The organism is Metabacillus sp. 84 (assembly GCF_050107715.1).
Lineage (GTDB): Bacteria > Bacillota > Bacilli > Bacillales > Bacillaceae > Metabacillus_B.
Genome location: NZ_JBNILN010000001.1, coordinates 753,908 through 769,694, shown reverse-complemented (window position 1 = coordinate 769,694; position 15,787 = coordinate 753,908). Strand labels below are relative to the sequence as shown.

Here is a 15,787-nt window from a genome sequence, read left to right as displayed (position 1 = left end):
ACAAAAAGATAAGTGTTGTAAACATTTTTGAAAACGCTAAAACCTGTATTGAAAGAAAGCCTTTTATGTATTACCTTAAAAGGAGACCATGATTACGAATGGTATAAAGAACTTAATTAAAGAAGGGAAAGTTGACTATGAATCTTTCTAGAATCGCAGCAGTCGATGTAGGGAACGATGCAGTAAAAGCACTGTTCGGAAAACTAGACTCAGAATTATACATACCAAACGTTATCGCAAGAGATTTAGAGGATCGCCCGGTAATTGGCATCGAGGAGCTTAATGAAAAGGATCCGCTTGAAAACATTCACATCCGTGTGCACTCTCCAGCATTAAAAGAAAACAATGTTATTTACCGTGTAGGGAGCCTGGCAGCAAAAAGCAATAACTCTACAGAATTAGATCCGGGAAGCAGCAAATCCGAAGAAGACCAGACGCTCGTTATGCTGTTCGCTTCACTTGCACTTGATGCAGTGAACGGAACATCTGAAAAAGGATTTAAGAAAAACAACCAGGTTATTGATGCGAACTATACCCTTGGTACAGGTCTGCCTCTGAGAGAAGTAAAAGAAGGGAAAGATGTTGGATACCGTTCCCAGCTGCTCGGATCCGTCCATCAGGTTGAGTTCCTTGTAACGCCAAAATATCAGGGACTTAAAGTGAACATTCGTTTTGACGAAGTGAAAGTGTATCCAGAGGGCTTTGCAGCTTACATCAACCTGGTCATGGATAACGAGTTAAACATTATTAATAAAGATCTGATTGATAAGAGAATTCTCATACAGGATATCGGTGGTCTCTCCACAGATATCGCTGTCATCCGCAACCGCAATGTTGATGATGATAAGGCCCAGGGATTTAATCTGGGAGTCTCTGAATCTCTTGAAGCAATCCGGGAAGAAATCTTAACAAAGCATGGGGTAGAACTTGATAGCCGCAGAGATGTGGTTGAGATCATTACCCGCAAAAATGACCGGAACCACATCATGGTAAAGGGAAGCAGGACAAGCGTTCATGATATTACAGACCGTATTCTGCTGGAGCTTGCAAAAAAACAATACCGCTTCCTGCGCAACGTTTGGCAGCGCAATTCCCAAACGGAGATCTGCTACTTTGTCGGCGGTGGCGCTTCTGTTCTAAAAGACTATATAAAGGCGCTCAACAACAATCTTGACGGGTATAACATTGAGTTTTTCGAAGATGAAAAAGAAAGCATCTGGATGATGTCAAATGCTTACTACAAACTAATTACCGATTATGTGCGCAAAACAAGAAAATCAGAAAAAAAGGATGAAAAGCAGCCGGCTTCCTCATCCAAATAAGGTGATGACTAGATGAAACCGTCGGATAAACGTATAGAGCGGGGCCAGGCGATCACGTTCAGGGTCCCCTCTGATACTCCCGATCACCTGTTAAAGCAGCTCTCAAAGCTTAAAGAAACGGAAAAAAGAAACTTCTCAAGCAGAATTGGCGAATTTGTGCTGAAAGGAGTAGGAGAGTCTTTGTCAAAAGAAAAACAGACGCTGACGATCCCTCTCCCCCGCCAGCTCACAAAGGAACAAAGAAATTGGCTGAAGCATGAACATTCTGAAGCGTTGCTTGGCAGCATGATTCACCAGCTGCTTGCCAATCCGGTCAGAGCGACAGCCTTGCTTGCTTCTTTAAACAGCCATACGATGGATCCGGATGAGTTGATTCTGTTTGAAGAACAGGCCGCTTCTTCCGCCTCTGCCACATTGGAAAATCCCATGGAGGAGGTCCCAGTACCGGATATAGGCTCTGATGATGACTTGGAGGGCTTTAGTTTTGACCAAATGCAAACCCAGGTCAGAGAATTAGAATCAGAAAACGAAGAGAATGATAGGGAAGACGATCTTTTAGGAGATTTTCTCTCAAGTATGAATAAATAAGGAGCTGACGCTATATGGTCAGCTCCTTTCTACTGTCTCCTGGTAACCAGCCTTGGAATCGTCAAAGCGGGAGGGGTACCCAAACCCGGGATTCACATACAGCCTGAACAGCTGGTCTATATTGCCCAGGAAATGAATGATTTTGGTTTAGTAGCTTAATACTTTTGGACTTTCCCCATTGACACCGCGCTCAAGAATCTCAATGACAGTCAATATTTCTTCGTCTGTTACGGGCTTAGGCGCCCCATTCACCACAGCTTCATAGAGCAAATCGTAAATGGTCCCGTAGTCTCCTTTTGGAGTTAGTAGAGTTTCCTCTTTTTCTTCACCGGCATTGACCCAGGCAATTCGTCCGAACGAACGGGCTGGATCCAATCCAAACCCTTCTTCAAGCGGGGACTTCCCGGAGAATAGGTCTTCCTCCTGCCGATCGATTCCGTATTTAATAAAACTGCCCCCAGATCCATGTGCGATAAACTTAGGATAGGGCTGTTTAACAAGATGACTCATTTTGACAATATACTTCAATTCCCCGTAGAAAAGCTCTATATGAAAGTAATCATCCGAATTATTTGGATTCCGGACGGAACGGATATCATAGTAAACCTTTTTCGGTGTTCCGAAAAGAGATACAGCCTGATCGATTAAATGAACACCGAGTCCATATACCGCGCCACCGTAACGGCTGCTGCTGTTTGAATCGGGGGCTTCCGGACGATAATAATCGAAGTGGGATTCAATTTCCGTTACCCTGCCCAGTTTCCGGCTGCTGATAGCTTGCTGAAGGGCAAGAAAGTCGGAATCAAATCTTCTGTTCTGGTACGGCATAATGATCAGGTTTTTGTTCGCTGCTAGGTCCAGAAGCTCTTTTGCTTCCTCGCCCGTATAGCAGAATGGCTTTTCAACGAGGACGTGCTTCCCATGCTCCAGGCATTTTTTTGCATAGTCAAAGTGTGTGTCATCTGATGTGCAGATGGTAATTAAGGAAATTTCGTTATCGTGTAAAAGCTCTTCAAGCTTGTAAACAAATTCAATGTTTTGATCTCTGTATGGCTGTTCCATTTCCGGCTTTTGACTGCGGCTGTAGATTTTTTTTACTTCATACCTGTCCCGGATCAGTACATATGGCAAATGAAAAATCGTCGTACTTTTCCCAAATCCGATAAACCCCATTTTAAGCGTCAATTCGATAGACCTCCATGCGTCTCTATGTAGTAAAACGTTTTCAAATACAGTTTAGCAGAAAGAAGGCTGGAGGGATAATATGATATACTTTGCTATTAGAGAAGAAGACTTAAAAGACTCGGAGTGATGGTTCATGCAAAAGCTTCAGGCAAAACCGGCATCTGTAAAACTGTTTCAGAAAAACTATCCTCTTGTGGAAAAAGATATGATTGAAAACTCGGGAAACCTTAAAGAGGAAGGCGAACTTTTTACAATTTCGGACCAAAAGGGCGGTTATCTGGGAACGGGGTATTACGCCATCCAAAACAAGGGAATTGGCTGGATTTTAAGCCGCAGGAAGGATGAGCAGATCGACCAGCTCTTTTTTAATAAAAAAGTGCAAGAGGCAGCAGATTACCGCAGTTCACTGTTTAATAGTGAAGAAACAACGGCATTTCGCCTGTTTAACGGCGAGGGGGATGGAATCGGCGGAGTAACGATCGATTATTTTGAGGGCTACTGCCTGATCAACTGGTACAGCAAGGGAATTTATACGTTCAGGAACGAGATAATGACCGCACTGCAGCATGCTGCAGGCCCAAAAGGCATTTATCAAAAAAAGCGGTTCAATGAAAAAGGCCAATACATTGAAGAAGATGATTTCGTCTGGGGAGAACAAGCCCCGTATCCTCTGCTTGTGAAAGAAAACGGCGTTCAATTTGCTGTGTATTTGAATGAGGGAGCGATGGTCGGCGTCTTTCTTGATCAGCGGGAGGTCCGTCAGGCAATAAGAGACCGCTATTCGAATGGGAAAACCGTATTAAACATGTTCTCCTATACAGGAGCCTTTTCTGTCTTTGCGGCGCTTGGTGGCGCTGCAAAGACTGTCAGTGTGGATGTAGCCAACCGGAGCCTGCCGAAAACCATTGAACAATTCAGTATAAATGGAATCGACCATGAAGCACAGGAAATCATCGTAGAGGATGTTTTCAAATATTTTAAATACGCAGCCAGAAAAGAGAAAACGTTCGATTTGGTCATTCTTGACCCTCCCAGCTTCGCTAAATCGAAAAAGCATATTTTCAGTGCAGCAAAGGATTATAAAGATTTATTAAGAGAGACCATCCATCTCACTGCTAGCGGCGGAGTGATTGCGGCCTCTACTAACGCAAGCAGCGTCAGCGATGAAAAGTTCAAAGGGTTTATTGACCAGGCATTTAAAGAAGAAAAAGTGAAATACCGCATATTGGAGAGCTTTAAGCTGCCGGAGGATTTCCGAACCGCCCCCGCTTTTAAACAGGGCAGCTATTTAAAGGTCCATTTTATAAACGTATTAAAATAACGCCGCAGGTAAAGCGGCTGAAGTCCGGGATGGCGGAGAGCTCTCCCGGTTTTTTTCGTTTATTTTTTTTGCCGGCGGGCTGGGTTAGAGCATCCTGAAGCACTTTGAATCATTATTAAATGCGTGAACTAAGATTTTGTAAAAAGAAGGCTATATTTGTTTTATTTTCCCATAAAAGGGTATAGGATAAATGGACCTCTGCTGCAGATCGATCTGCATAGATAGTCGTGCGGCTTTTAGATTAAAAGTTTGCAAAGATTGTCGAATGTATAGAAATAGAAATTTTGTTTATTTATGATAGTTGGAGTGTCCGCCATTATCTGGCAAGAGCATACATAATTCAGGAGGTTTTTAAGAAAATGAGCGATATGGATCAGCGTAATTCAAGATCAGAATCCGCGGCTGCAGTGGAAACAGCTCCGGTAAGACAGCCGGGAAAATTTCCGCTGAAATGGGTCATAGCAGGAATTGTTGCATTCTTAGTTATTGGAGGAACCGCAGCATATGCGCTGTTTGGAAATTTATCACCGAAGCAGCAGTATCTGCTTTCTGAAATCAAAACGTTTCAAAAAGCGGCGGAAGATTTTGAAGAGCAAAATGGAGAGCTGACGGAGTTTCAGGAAAAAATAGCAGAACAGGCATCCAGCACTAATACAAAAGTTTCTATGGGCTTAGAAACAGATGGAGTGGTCCCTCCGGATTTTGAAATGTTTATGGACCTTTTGAACGAAGCAGCGGTTACAGCCGTGACAGAGCAGGATCCAAAGAATAATACGAGCTTCACGGAAGCGGGCATTGAGGTTGGCGGAGAAAGCCTGCTGGATATGGAAGTCTACCAGTCTCCTAAAATGGTGGCTGCGAGGGTTCCGGATATCTACGATAAATACTTTTATCTGAATGCAGATGAGTATGGACAATTTATGCGGCAGCTTGATCCAATGTACGACGGTCCGGAAAAACTCAGCTTTGAGCCATTGACGATCGAGGATCTAGAGCTCACAGAGGAAGAAGAAAAGCATGTGCAGGATACATATGCGGATTTCTTGAACAAGGAACTGAAGGATGAGTTTTTTACGAAAAAAGACAACGTTTCCTATGAACATAACGGAGAAAAAATCAATGTCACACAGCTGACAATGAAGATGAATGAAAAAGAGACAAAAACTTTCATAAACAATGTACTGGATCAATTGATCCAGGATGAAAAGCTGCAGGACATTATTGCCAAGCGTGCGGTGAAGGTTGCGAATTCAGGAGCAAGCCAAATGGATATGCTGAATCCTGAAACCGTGAAAGACGATATTAAAGAGGGCCTTAAGGAGGCAAAAACAGGATTTAAGGATGCGAAAATTCCTGAAGGTGTTACTTCTGTATTAATGGTTAAAGACCAGCTGGTCATTGACCGTGAAATGAAAATATCTGCCGGGTCATCGGATGAAGCCGATACCATTGCCATCCACACAATGGATTTTTCATATGACAATGGAAACAAGCAGGATCAAGAGTTTAAAGTGGAAATCATCCCTGGAGACGGCTCCGAAGCAGCAGAAATTCTTGTGACGAATAAAATTGCGCGGAAAGATAAGAGCCGCACAGAAGACTTGAAAGCAGAACTCATCAGCAAAATGGAAGATGCTGAAGAGGCCGTCAGCTTTACGATGAAATCAGAATTTGAAGGCGAAAATCCTGCCAAGCAGAAGATCACCCGTGATTTTTCTCTTGGAACGGAAGGCGAATCCACAGGCAGCCCGGTAGCTGTTGAGGGAACCATTGTCCAAAACCAGGATGTAAGCGTGAAAGACAAGTATAATAACCAGCTGTTTGAAATTGAACTCAGCGGCGGTGACGACATGGCTCAAGGCACTATATCCCTGAAAATCGATACGAAAACAAAATTAAAAGAAAAAGCAGATATTCCAAAAGTAAACACAGGCGATGAAGTGAACGTTAACAACATTACTCCTGAGCAAATGTCTGATATTCAAATGAAAGCCGGCGCTAAACTGCAGGACATTTTACTGCAGCTTGGGGTAATTTAATATTGGAATGAGGCCTTTCATCTATTTGATGGTTTTCACTTTGAAAAGCGTCTTAAAAAAATGGAAAACTCTTATTCTCTTATTCGCTATTCCGCTCATCCTTATGGGCGGAATGGCTTTTATTGCGGCGAAGGCGTTCACGGACAGGGAACGCCTTGAGCCATTTCAGGCAGCCATCGTGGATCAGGACCGCACGTTTCAGACCGAGTATGTAATCAAACAGCTTACGGATAGTGAAGAAATTACAGCCATTGTTAAACCGGTTATTACAGATGAAAAACGGGCAAGAACTCTTCTGAAAGAAAATAAAATTGCGGGCATGGTGATCCTCCCCAAGGATTTCAGCCAGACCATCCTGTCCGGAGAAAATGTTCCGCTTACGGTAACAGGCAATGAAAAGAAGCCTCTTCAGGCCTATCTATTCAGGCAGGTAATGGAGAGCGCAGCAGACTATACTTCAGCGGCGCAGAGCGGCATCAATACCGTCTATGATGTAATGTCTGAAGCTGGCCTCTCACCTGAAGACCGGAAAACCGAATACAAAAGAGATCTGCTGACCTTTTCCCTTCATGCCCTTGGCAGGAATGAAGTGTTTGAAATGACAGAAGAGAACAGCTTGTTCCTGCAGAACGTGTTTCATTATTACGGTGTTTCGATTTTTGTGCTGCTTTTAATGGTGTGGGCCTATCAAATCCTTCTCTTTATGAGAGGCCAGCTCACCCCTGGTATAAGAACAAGGCTGCTTCTTTACCGGATGGACGGGTGGAAAATCCATCTTGCAGAATGGGCAGCAGCTGTTGTATTCCTCCTGCCTCTTCTTGCAGGCGGACTGTACGCCTTTAAAGAAGCGGACATATGGGGCGGGGAAGAGATCGCGAAGACAGCTGGAGGAATGATTCTCCTCCTCGCACTTTTCACGGCGCTATTTGCTTCCTTGTCCGCTTTGCTGCGAAGTGACCGCCTTTTCCAGGTGGTCTCAGCCCTCCTTATTTCAGCCGGAAGCGTTATGGGAGGCCATTTTATTCCTGCCTTTTACCTTCCCTCCTGGCTGGAAGCGTGGCAGGCGTGGATCCTCAATACTCACGTGCTTGATGCGGCGTTTTCCATCATTGCAGGGGAGCAGGCGGACCTTGGCAGACTTTCTGCTCTTCTCATTGCCCTGCTTGTCCTCATGTGTGCAGGTGCAGCGATAAGTCAAAAGAGAGAAGGTGCATGAAAATGATGCGGTTTGCACTAACACAGCGGCTTAAACAGCCTATTTTATTATTGATCGTGCTTCTTCTGCCTGCAGCTGCGCTGGCTGGATGGGCTTATCTGGGGGAAAGAACAGCAAAAGAGGTTAAAATCCCGGTAGCCATCGCAGATCTTGATCAGTCGGATTTCTCCAAAACGCTAATAGAGAGGCTCAAAAAACAGGAACGGCTCTCTATTATTCCAGCTTCAGAGGAATCTGCCAAAACGATGCTGCTGAGGGAAGAAGCGGATACCGTATTTATTATAAAAGAGGGCTTTAAGGAGTCTATTATGGAAGGCGACCGGGAAGGAATCATTGAAATGCGCGTGTCTCCTCTGTCGGTCGCCTCAGGTGTGGTCAGGGAAATAGCTTCGAGCGAAGTAATCCGGTTTACCTCTAACGCTAAAGCAGCGGAACGGGCCGAAAAGATTGCAGATAAATACGCGGGAGACTATCTGTTCCCGGAAAATGTCGGTGAAAAAGCCTATGAGAGGGCAGATGAGCAATGGGAGCCCAAGCCGCTAATGACCATCCGCTATGAAGCTGCAGGAGGAAAAGAAGAAAGCTCTGCGGAATCTCCCTCAGGATTGCTGCAGTCTCCCTTGCAGGTTTGGACAGTTCTTACCCTGGTCTTATGTATGTTCACCACTGATTGGGTAGTAAAAGAAAAGGACGTGCTGTACAAAAGAATACAGACGCTTCCAGCCGGTCTGAACGGGTATGTAGTGAACACACTCAGCTCCTTTTGGGTACTGCACTTCCTCCAGGCGGGAATCAGCTGGCTAATCATGCGCACGCTTGCTCCCGGCATGCCGGCACATATCCTGATTCCGATGGCGGGGTTCATTACACTTGCCATGTGCATCAGTCTGTTTGCCGCTTCTCTCTCCGCCTATCCGGGGATCTACTACGCAACCGGATCCGTTTGGATATTCATCCTGTGTCTGGCCGGCGGGCGGATTATTCCGGCAGGTGAAATCATAGGGCAGCTTGAGCAGCTGGAAGCCTGGATGCCTCAAGCCCCTCTCTATAACTGGGAGATCAGCAGCGGCTTAGCCTGGCTGAAGATGGGTGCCTATGCTGCACTCAGCAGTCTGTTAGCCTTCCTTTCCATCTCCAGACTAAGGAGTGCATCGTGATGATTGATATCCAAAATGTTTCAAAATCCTATGGCAAAAAACAGCCGCTCAAAGAGATTGCCCTCAGCATCCCAAAGGGCGAGGTGTTCGGTCTTCTGGGCCGAAATGGAGCCGGGAAGTCTACCCTGCTTTCCATTCTGGCAACCATTGCTGCTCCTGATTCCGGGACAGCGTATATTAACGGCATGGACAGCTGGAAGAAAAAGAGGAAGGTCCGGCAAGCTATTGGCTACATCCCGCAGGATATCGCTCTGTGGGAGCAGCATACCGTCAAAGAGAATATGATTGCCTTCAGCAGGCTCTCCGGTGCAAAGGCCTCCACAGAGCAGCTGAAAAAGCTCTGTGAGGAGGTCCAGCTGGAAGGACACTGGAACGAGAAAGTAAGGAAGCTCTCCGGCGGCATGAAAAGAAAGCTCAATATTGCTGCCGCCCTCATCCACGATCCGGATGTTCTGCTGATGGATGAACCGACAGTTGGAATCGATCTCCAATCAAAGCTTGAAATCAACCGGCTCGTTAAGACGCTGGCAGATAGAGGGAAGACCATTGTATATACGACCCATGACTTAAACGAGATCATGACCCTCTTTGACCGGATCGGGGTATTAAGCAGCGGAACCTTCTCCTTTATAGGAAATGCCAAGTCAGCTGAAGAAGAATTCTCGGACGATGGTTCTGGTGATGAATGGATATACCGTCTGCTGAATACATGAGAGGATTATGATCCTGGCTGGCTGGTTTTACGGAATACAGCACCAGTATCATGGATTTGCTGCTGTATCGGAGCAGAGAACAGGAGCAGCTCACTGCAAGCCCGTTTTACATAAGGAACGGCGGAGCAGGTGGTGGAGCTTTAGTCGGCAGTGAAAGTGAGAACGTGCGCCTCGATTTACCGAAGTGCGGAATGGTTTCATACCAAGGGACTGCAGTGAACGGTAAACCCCTTTCGAACCGTATGGATCGGGGATCGGGGATTTGGCATATGCTTCTGGTTACTAGAAATGAGTAACACAGAATGTCAATTGTTGTCGAAAAGTCTTTATATTAGGAATACGGACAATAAAAACGATAGTACGGACAATAAAAGCAATAGTACGGACAAAAAAATGATAATACGGACAATAAAAGCAATAATACGGACAATAAAGCTATCGCATACAAAGTTAAAGCGGCCCGAATTACAATAAAAGCGGCTGTAAGCACTATAAAAAACAGTCGTAACGCCTATATAAGCCGATTGATCGAAAAAAACCGGTCAAATCATTGTCGTATACGTAAAAAGTGATCCTTGTTGTACACTCACTCTTCGTTTCACAAAAAAATCCTCCCGCTGAGGGAGGATTTTTCCTTATACTCTATTCATTTTTCCAATTCAGCCATTCCTGTGATTCTAGAATTTGCAGGAATTTTGTAAGTCTTGGGAGAACCGGTTCTGCATTCTCTCCAAAATGGGCGCTCATCCGGCTGGCGAGATCATCCACCGTTGCTTCCTCTCCCATTTCGGAAAGGATAAACGTACCGTACTCGTCCATTTGGATGGTGCGGACGGCCGGCTGTTTCAGAAAGCGGACGGAGAATCGTTCGACGGCGTTTGTCCGCTGTACAAGAAGAATTCCTTTTCCATTTTCTTTTCTTTCAAACGAAACATGGTCTGCAAGAAGAGGAACCAGCTCAAGCAGGTTCCTCTCTTTTTTGCGTTTAAACACCTTTTTTGCTTCCTTTGAACGAGATAAACCAGAGCAATACGGCCAGGAGCATAAATAAGATAAATGGCAGAAGATTGCTTGGGAATAACGCGTTTTCCGGAATGTTCACTTCAAAGTAAAGGAGAACCGCAATGACTACGCCGATCAGAGCCTCACCTGCAATCAGACCGGATGCAAAGAGTGTTCCTCGGTCTGTCCGTTCTTTAATTGCTTCCTTCGTCTTAGAGAAAACTTCAACGAAGTAGCGGACAAATCCGCCGATCATAATCGGAGTACTGATATGAACTGGCAGGTAGATACCTACAGCTACAACAAGAGAGTTTAAACCAAAGAATTCAAGCGTCACAGCAATCGCTGCTCCGATAAAGATCAAGTCCCAAGGGAGATCTCCGCCGAGAACACCTTCTGCAAGAATTTTCATCAGAGCTGCTTTTGGAGCAGGAAGCTCCGCAGATCCCATTGTATAAGCATTATCCATAAGAATCAGGATGAAGCCGACAAGAGAGCCGGAAGCAACAACCCCGATCATCATGGCGACTTGCTGTTTCCAAGGAGTCCCTCCAACAATGTAGCCTGTCTTCAAATCCTGTGAAATGTCGCCGGCTACAGCCAGCGCTGTACACACAATCGCTGCTACAAGAAGGGCGGCCACCATTCCGTCCATTCCTGAGAAGCCTGTTGCTTTATAAACGACCGTAACGATTAAGAGGGTAGCAATTGTCATTCCTGATACAGGAGAGGATGAGCTTCCTACAACCCCGACAATGCGTGACGCGACGGATACGAATAAAAATCCGAAGATTGCAATGGCAAGAGCACCGATAATTCCGATGTCTGTAACCGGAACAAAAGCAATAATCAAAACAATCGCAAGAATCCCAAGAAGCACATATTTCATTGGAATATCCTGCTCAGTACGGATAGGGGCTGCCTTCATAGCTCCTTTGTTATCACGTACACCTCTAAACGTAGCAAATGCCGAGCTGAAAAGGGTAGGAAGCGATTTAGCCAGGGTAATCAGCCCGGCAACCGCAACCGCTCCGGCGCCAATGTAGCGGATGTAGCCTTCCCAGATGCCCCAGACATCAAGCTCGCTGATTGGAGCCTCAGCCGGAAATACTGCAGCCGCAGAACCGCTTCCGAAGAATCCGATAGCCGGGATAAGAACGATCCAGGCCAGAAGTCCTCCGCCAAGCATTTGACCTGCAACTCTGGGGCCGATAATGTAGCCGACACCAAGAAGCGCTGGAAGGGTATCAATCCCGACAACGGCATTTTTAAAATTCGAGATCCCTGTTTCTACTTCTGTTTTAAATAATTTAAATCCATCACCGAGAGCTTTGAACCCTCCCCCGATTAATAGACCGATTCCGATCAGTTTGGCACTGTTTCCGCCTTTTTCTCCGGATTTCAATACCTCTGCACAAGCCGTGCCTTCCGGATAAGGCAAGATCTCATGCTCTTTAACGATTAAAAGCTGACGAAGAGGAACCATCATAAATACACCAAGGAAACCCCCGGTAAGAACGACGAATATAATCAGCCCCTGGCTGACATTCACATCCCAGAGGAACAATGCAGGAAGTGTAAATACAGCTCCAGCTCCGACTGCTTCCCCGGCTGTGGTCATCGTTTGAACAATATTGTTTTCCAAAATCGAATTCCTTCTAAATAAACCTCGCAAAATTGCCATCGAAATAACAGCAGCCGGAATGGACGCGGATACCGTCAAACCGATGCGGAGACCAAGGTACGCATTCGCTGCACCGAATACAATGGCAAGGATAATTCCCAGTGCAATTGCGGTTACGGTGAGCTCTGGCAGTGATTTAGACGAAGGAATATAAGGAACAAACTTATCACGTTGTTTTGAATCATCTGACAATTTACTCGCCACCTATAGTTATAGTAAAAAAACATTTATAATCATACCACTTTTTCTCTTCTAAGAAAACCCCCTTCATGCAGGGATAAAAAGAATGACGTGGAAGTATTTATAGAAATCGCTTACATTACAAACTGGGTTTCAGCTGCAGAATCCTATTCTGAGGGGAGAAGGATGACATTGGTTTACCAAACTCAAAATGCATTTCGCTACACAGAAGAAGATGCTGGAAAAACGGAGCTTTTTCCAAGCTGGCGTGCCGATATACGGAAGGTGAAAAATGAAGAAAAAAACCGCTTTTATAACGCTGGAACTGTCTCAGACTGGTCCAGCCTGACGTGGAAAGAAGCAGGACGGCCCTATGAAGTAAAGACGATTTCCAAATCAAAGCGGACTTACGAAGAAGCACACGGGGAAATGTCTGTGAAAACCTCATGGGAATACTTTAACCGCTCTTTTCATGAATGGTTTGTGAAGGATGTGCCAGGAGAACTGAACGCGAGCAAGAAACAGCTATGGCATCATCTTGCCCGTTTTCAGCTGAAAGATGTAAGAGGTGCACTCGGGGAAACCATCCGTCTTTCACTTTGGAATTATGCTCACCGGATTGAAGACGGAATCTGGGATCCCCGGGGCAAAAGGGCGCTGTTTGAAGGGCTGGATTTAGTCAGGCCAAGAATCCTCTTTCTCGGAGCGGCGGAAGGATACGAAGCCATGCAGCTGTATGCCATGTATCCGGGGGGAGAGGTGGTCATGGCGGATTACGATGAATTTTGTAAAACAGACCGTTTTGGCCATTTCCCCGATACGTATCCGTTTCTCGGAACAAATCCCGCCACTGGAAACGTAAAGGTTTGGTATAAAGACCAGATGAACATCACCTATGTAGTTAAGGACATTCGAAACCTGGAATTTGGAAAGGAATTCGACATTGTATTAAGTGTGGGATTGCTTGAGCATTTTCCGGATGATCTCAAGCAGGAAGCGATGGATTGGCACAGGAAATTTTTAAAGCCCGGCGGATACGTGATTATGACCACTTCGAGATGCCAGATAAAGTCAAAGCTCTTTTATACGATTATGGCAGATGTAATGAATCATACGTACCGGGAGCTTATGGATATTAGACAGATGGGCCTGTATGTATATGAGGGAGGGTTTGATATCCTGAGGCACGGGTTTATCAAAGTGCATAACGGCATTGTGGCGCGGCCGAGATAATTCCTTAAGGATAAATATCCAATTGTCTAACGATCCGCAGGATGAGAGAACAGAAGAATATGGTAAACTGGAAAGGGAAGTTTTGCATAAGAAAGGAAGATGAATATGTTTGGAAAAGTAGCCTCCGATATGCTTGGCTTAAGTGATATCGGGAGTGTCATTAAGCCCGCCGATTACGACAAAGTAGACGCTGATGATTATATCCTCCATGAGGAAAATGAACGCATCTTTTTTCTGATTAAATCAAAAGCGGATGAGTATTGCTTTACAAACCGTGCACTCGTCCATCTGGACGGGGCAAGTGCAGCCAGCAAGAAGCGAACGCTGCGCCGTATGGAGTACCGTTCAAATAAGATAAGCGAGGTCTTTCTCGAAACAGCGGGAACGGTAGACCTCGATGTCGAAATTAAGTTTAAAATGGGGGATACTGCGTACTCTATTGATGTACATAAAAAACATCTGGAAGAGCTTAAGGATTTATATAAAGCTCTCATTAAAATTGCTGAGATCAATAAAGAAAGCCACCAAGCCCTTGAATATGCGAAGCAAAGTCTGCAAATGGCTTCCGCTACCCTTGGAAACATGAGAAGCACCGAGGGCAGTCTTTCAGAAGAATTTAAGAAAGTGAATCAAACCGCCTTCAGCTGGCTGATGGATACGAAAAAGCAGTACAGCATTAAAGACTTTGGATATGTTTTTGAAAAATATATCAACAATTGATGACAGCGGCCTGCTCCCATGGATGGGAGCCGGTTTTTTTGAAGGGAGTGTTGTAAAACCCCCTTAACCTAAGGAAAAAAAGGACTGACACAAGGCCAGTCCCATTCGTCTTATGGACAACGGTGATTTTATAGTGCTGGCGGCCGTTTCTCCTGTGTTTTTAGTTCGGTTCGCCGGTTTTACAGGATGTACAGGACGAGTGCCTCCGTCCCCCGTCACGGTAAAGGATCGAGGGACAGAGGCAGACATCGCTTCTTCCTTCTCCCCCAACGGTTCTGATGCTATGGGGACAGAGGGGAATCAGCAGACATAATTGGGGTCGGAGGCAGCCTCCGACCCCGTTTTTCAGCCTATTCAGGGACAGAGATGAGACCTTGTAAGCCCTTGTGCCGCAAAGCTCTTGCGAAATGGTGCCAGAGGTTTAATGCTTTAGCAGAGCGGGGGTCGGAGGCAAGCATCGCCTGCCAGCATACAGAAGCAAGGCAACCTCCATCAAACCCTATTCGGAGGCAAGCATCGCCTGCCAGCATACAGAAGCAAGGCAACCTCCATCAAACCCCATTCGGAGGCAAGCATCGCCCGCCATCATACAGAAGCAAGGCAACCTCCATCAAACCCCATTCGGAGGCAAGCATCGCCTGCCAGCATACAGAAGCAAGGCAATCTCCATCAAACCCCATTCGTAGGCAAGCATCGCCCGCCGGTATACGGAAGCAAGGCAACCTCCATCAAACCCCATTCGGAGGCAAGCATCGCCCGCCATCATACAGAAGCAAGGCAATCTCCATCAAACCCTATTCGGAGGCAAGCATCGCCTGCCAGCATACAGAAGCAAGGCAATCTCCATCAAACCCCATTCGGAGGCAAGCATCGCCCGCCGGTATACGGGAGCAAGGCAATCTCCATCAAACCCCATTCGGAGGCAAGCATCGCCCGCCGGTATACGGGAGCAAGGCAATGCCCGCCCAACACCGCTCGGAGGGTCTTGCATCGGAAACAAGACGAAATCTCCAAGCACCAGCGGTCAGAAGCTTCCAGCTATTGCTGTCTTCTCCCCGCTTCCGTTTCTGCCTCGAGTTCATGAATCTCCTCGGATGTAAACGGGCGGGAGCGGCTTAAAAATCTTACTCCCTCCGCGCCTTCCAGGGAGAACATTCCGCCGCGCCCATCCGTTACGTCAATGATGAGCTGTGTATGCTTCCAATACTCATATTGCTTTTTATGAATATAGAAGGGTGATCCGACTATTTGTCCAAGAAGGAGGTCCTGGCTGCCGATCAGAAGATCCCCTTCCGGATAGCACATGGGAGAGCTTCCATCGCAGCAGCCTCCTGATTGATGGAATAGAATGGGTCCGTGCCTGGTTTGAAGTGTCTCGATTAAAGCTAAGGCGGATTCTGTCGCGGTTACGCGTTCGGCCATTCTTA

The 15,787-nt window shown here is 46.0% G+C and carries 14 protein-coding genes; 10 read left to right on the top strand and 4 right to left on the bottom strand.

All coding sequences use genetic code 11. The annotated features are described in order from the left end of the window. Nucleotides 1-137 precede the first annotated feature (137 nt). Together ACQCV8_RS03785 and ACQCV8_RS03780 are read left to right on the top strand one after the other, a co-directional pair. Complete coding sequence (locus ACQCV8_RS03785; RefSeq protein ID WP_426843206.1) at nt 138-1,322, top strand: ParM/StbA family protein; 1,185 nt, start codon at nt 138-140, stop codon at nt 1,320-1,322. Nucleotides 1,323-1,334: 12 nt separating this feature from the next. Continuing rightward, complete coding sequence (locus tag ACQCV8_RS03780; protein WP_426843205.1) at nt 1,335-1,910, top strand: hypothetical protein; 576 nt, start codon at nt 1,335-1,337, stop codon at nt 1,908-1,910. Between the two features lie 147 nt (nt 1,911-2,057). Here ACQCV8_RS03780 and ACQCV8_RS03775 read toward each other — a convergent pair whose 3' ends face one another. Further along, on the bottom strand, nt 2,058-3,095 hold the full coding sequence (locus ACQCV8_RS03775) for an oxidoreductase (RefSeq protein WP_426843204.1): 1,038 nt from the start codon (nt 3,093-3,095) through the stop codon (nt 2,058-2,060). Nucleotides 3,096-3,228: 133 nt separating this feature from the next. On the opposite strand from ACQCV8_RS03775, the gene ACQCV8_RS03770 reads away from it, so the two are divergent. The 6 genes from ACQCV8_RS03770 (at nt 3,229) to ACQCV8_RS03745 (ending at nt 9,837) form a co-directional block, all read left to right on the top strand. After that, nucleotides 3,229-4,416 carry a class I SAM-dependent rRNA methyltransferase gene (locus ACQCV8_RS03770; RefSeq protein ID WP_426843203.1) on the top strand — a complete coding sequence of 396 codons (1,188 nt, stop codon included), beginning with the start codon at nt 3,229-3,231 and terminating at the stop codon, nt 4,414-4,416. 359 nt (nt 4,417-4,775) lie between these two features. Beyond that, nucleotides 4,776-6,455: a hypothetical protein gene (locus ACQCV8_RS03765; protein ID WP_426843202.1), complete on the top strand. Its 1,680-nt coding sequence runs from the start codon at nt 4,776-4,778 to the stop codon at nt 6,453-6,455. Between the two features lie 40 nt (nt 6,456-6,495). Next, on the top strand, nt 6,496-7,671 hold the full coding sequence (locus ACQCV8_RS03760; RefSeq protein ID WP_426843201.1) for an ABC transporter permease: 1,176 nt from the start codon (nt 6,496-6,498) through the stop codon (nt 7,669-7,671). Beyond that, nucleotides 7,668-8,828, top strand: a complete 1,161-nt coding sequence (locus ACQCV8_RS03755) for an ABC transporter permease (protein ID WP_426843200.1) — start codon at nt 7,668-7,670, stop codon at nt 8,826-8,828. The genes ACQCV8_RS03760 and ACQCV8_RS03755 overlap by 4 nt, the downstream gene beginning before the upstream one ends. After that, on the top strand, nt 8,828-9,541 hold the full coding sequence (locus ACQCV8_RS03750; RefSeq protein ID WP_426843199.1) for an ABC transporter ATP-binding protein: 714 nt from the start codon (nt 8,828-8,830) through the stop codon (nt 9,539-9,541). The genes ACQCV8_RS03755 and ACQCV8_RS03750 overlap by 1 nt, the downstream gene beginning before the upstream one ends. 50 nt (nt 9,542-9,591) lie before the next feature. Beyond that, a complete protein-coding gene (locus tag ACQCV8_RS03745) occupies nt 9,592-9,837 on the top strand; it encodes a hypothetical protein (RefSeq protein WP_426843198.1) in 246 nt (81 codons plus the stop codon). A 346-nt stretch (nt 9,838-10,183) separates the two neighbouring features. Here the strand turns inward: ACQCV8_RS03745 and ACQCV8_RS03740 are convergent, their stop codons facing one another. Both ACQCV8_RS03740 and ACQCV8_RS03735 read right to left on the bottom strand, forming a co-directional pair. Beyond that, the gene (locus tag ACQCV8_RS03740) at nt 10,184-10,534 is read right to left on the bottom strand and encodes a PqqD family protein (RefSeq protein ID WP_426843197.1); all 351 of its coding nucleotides are present in this window, start codon (nt 10,532-10,534) and stop codon (nt 10,184-10,186) included. Then, complete coding sequence (locus ACQCV8_RS03735; protein ID WP_426843196.1) at nt 10,527-12,419, bottom strand: OPT family oligopeptide transporter; 1,893 nt, start codon at nt 12,417-12,419, stop codon at nt 10,527-10,529. The genes ACQCV8_RS03740 and ACQCV8_RS03735 overlap by 8 nt, the downstream gene beginning before the upstream one ends. Before the next feature lie 99 nt (nt 12,420-12,518). On the opposite strand from ACQCV8_RS03735, the gene ACQCV8_RS03730 reads away from it, so the two are divergent. Further along, nucleotides 12,519-13,640: a class I SAM-dependent methyltransferase gene (locus tag ACQCV8_RS03730; protein WP_426843195.1), complete on the top strand. Its 1,122-nt coding sequence runs from the start codon at nt 12,519-12,521 to the stop codon at nt 13,638-13,640. A 105-nt stretch (nt 13,641-13,745) separates the two neighbouring features. Further along, the gene (locus ACQCV8_RS03725) at nt 13,746-14,360 is read left to right on the top strand and encodes a PH domain-containing protein (RefSeq protein WP_426843194.1); all 615 of its coding nucleotides are present in this window, start codon (nt 13,746-13,748) and stop codon (nt 14,358-14,360) included. 1,038 nt (nt 14,361-15,398) lie between these two features. Here ACQCV8_RS03725 and ACQCV8_RS03720 read toward each other — a convergent pair. Further along, nucleotides 15,399-15,782, bottom strand: a complete 384-nt coding sequence (locus tag ACQCV8_RS03720; RefSeq protein ID WP_426843193.1) for a DUF779 domain-containing protein — start codon at nt 15,780-15,782, stop codon at nt 15,399-15,401. Nucleotides 15,783-15,787 lie beyond the last annotated feature (5 nt).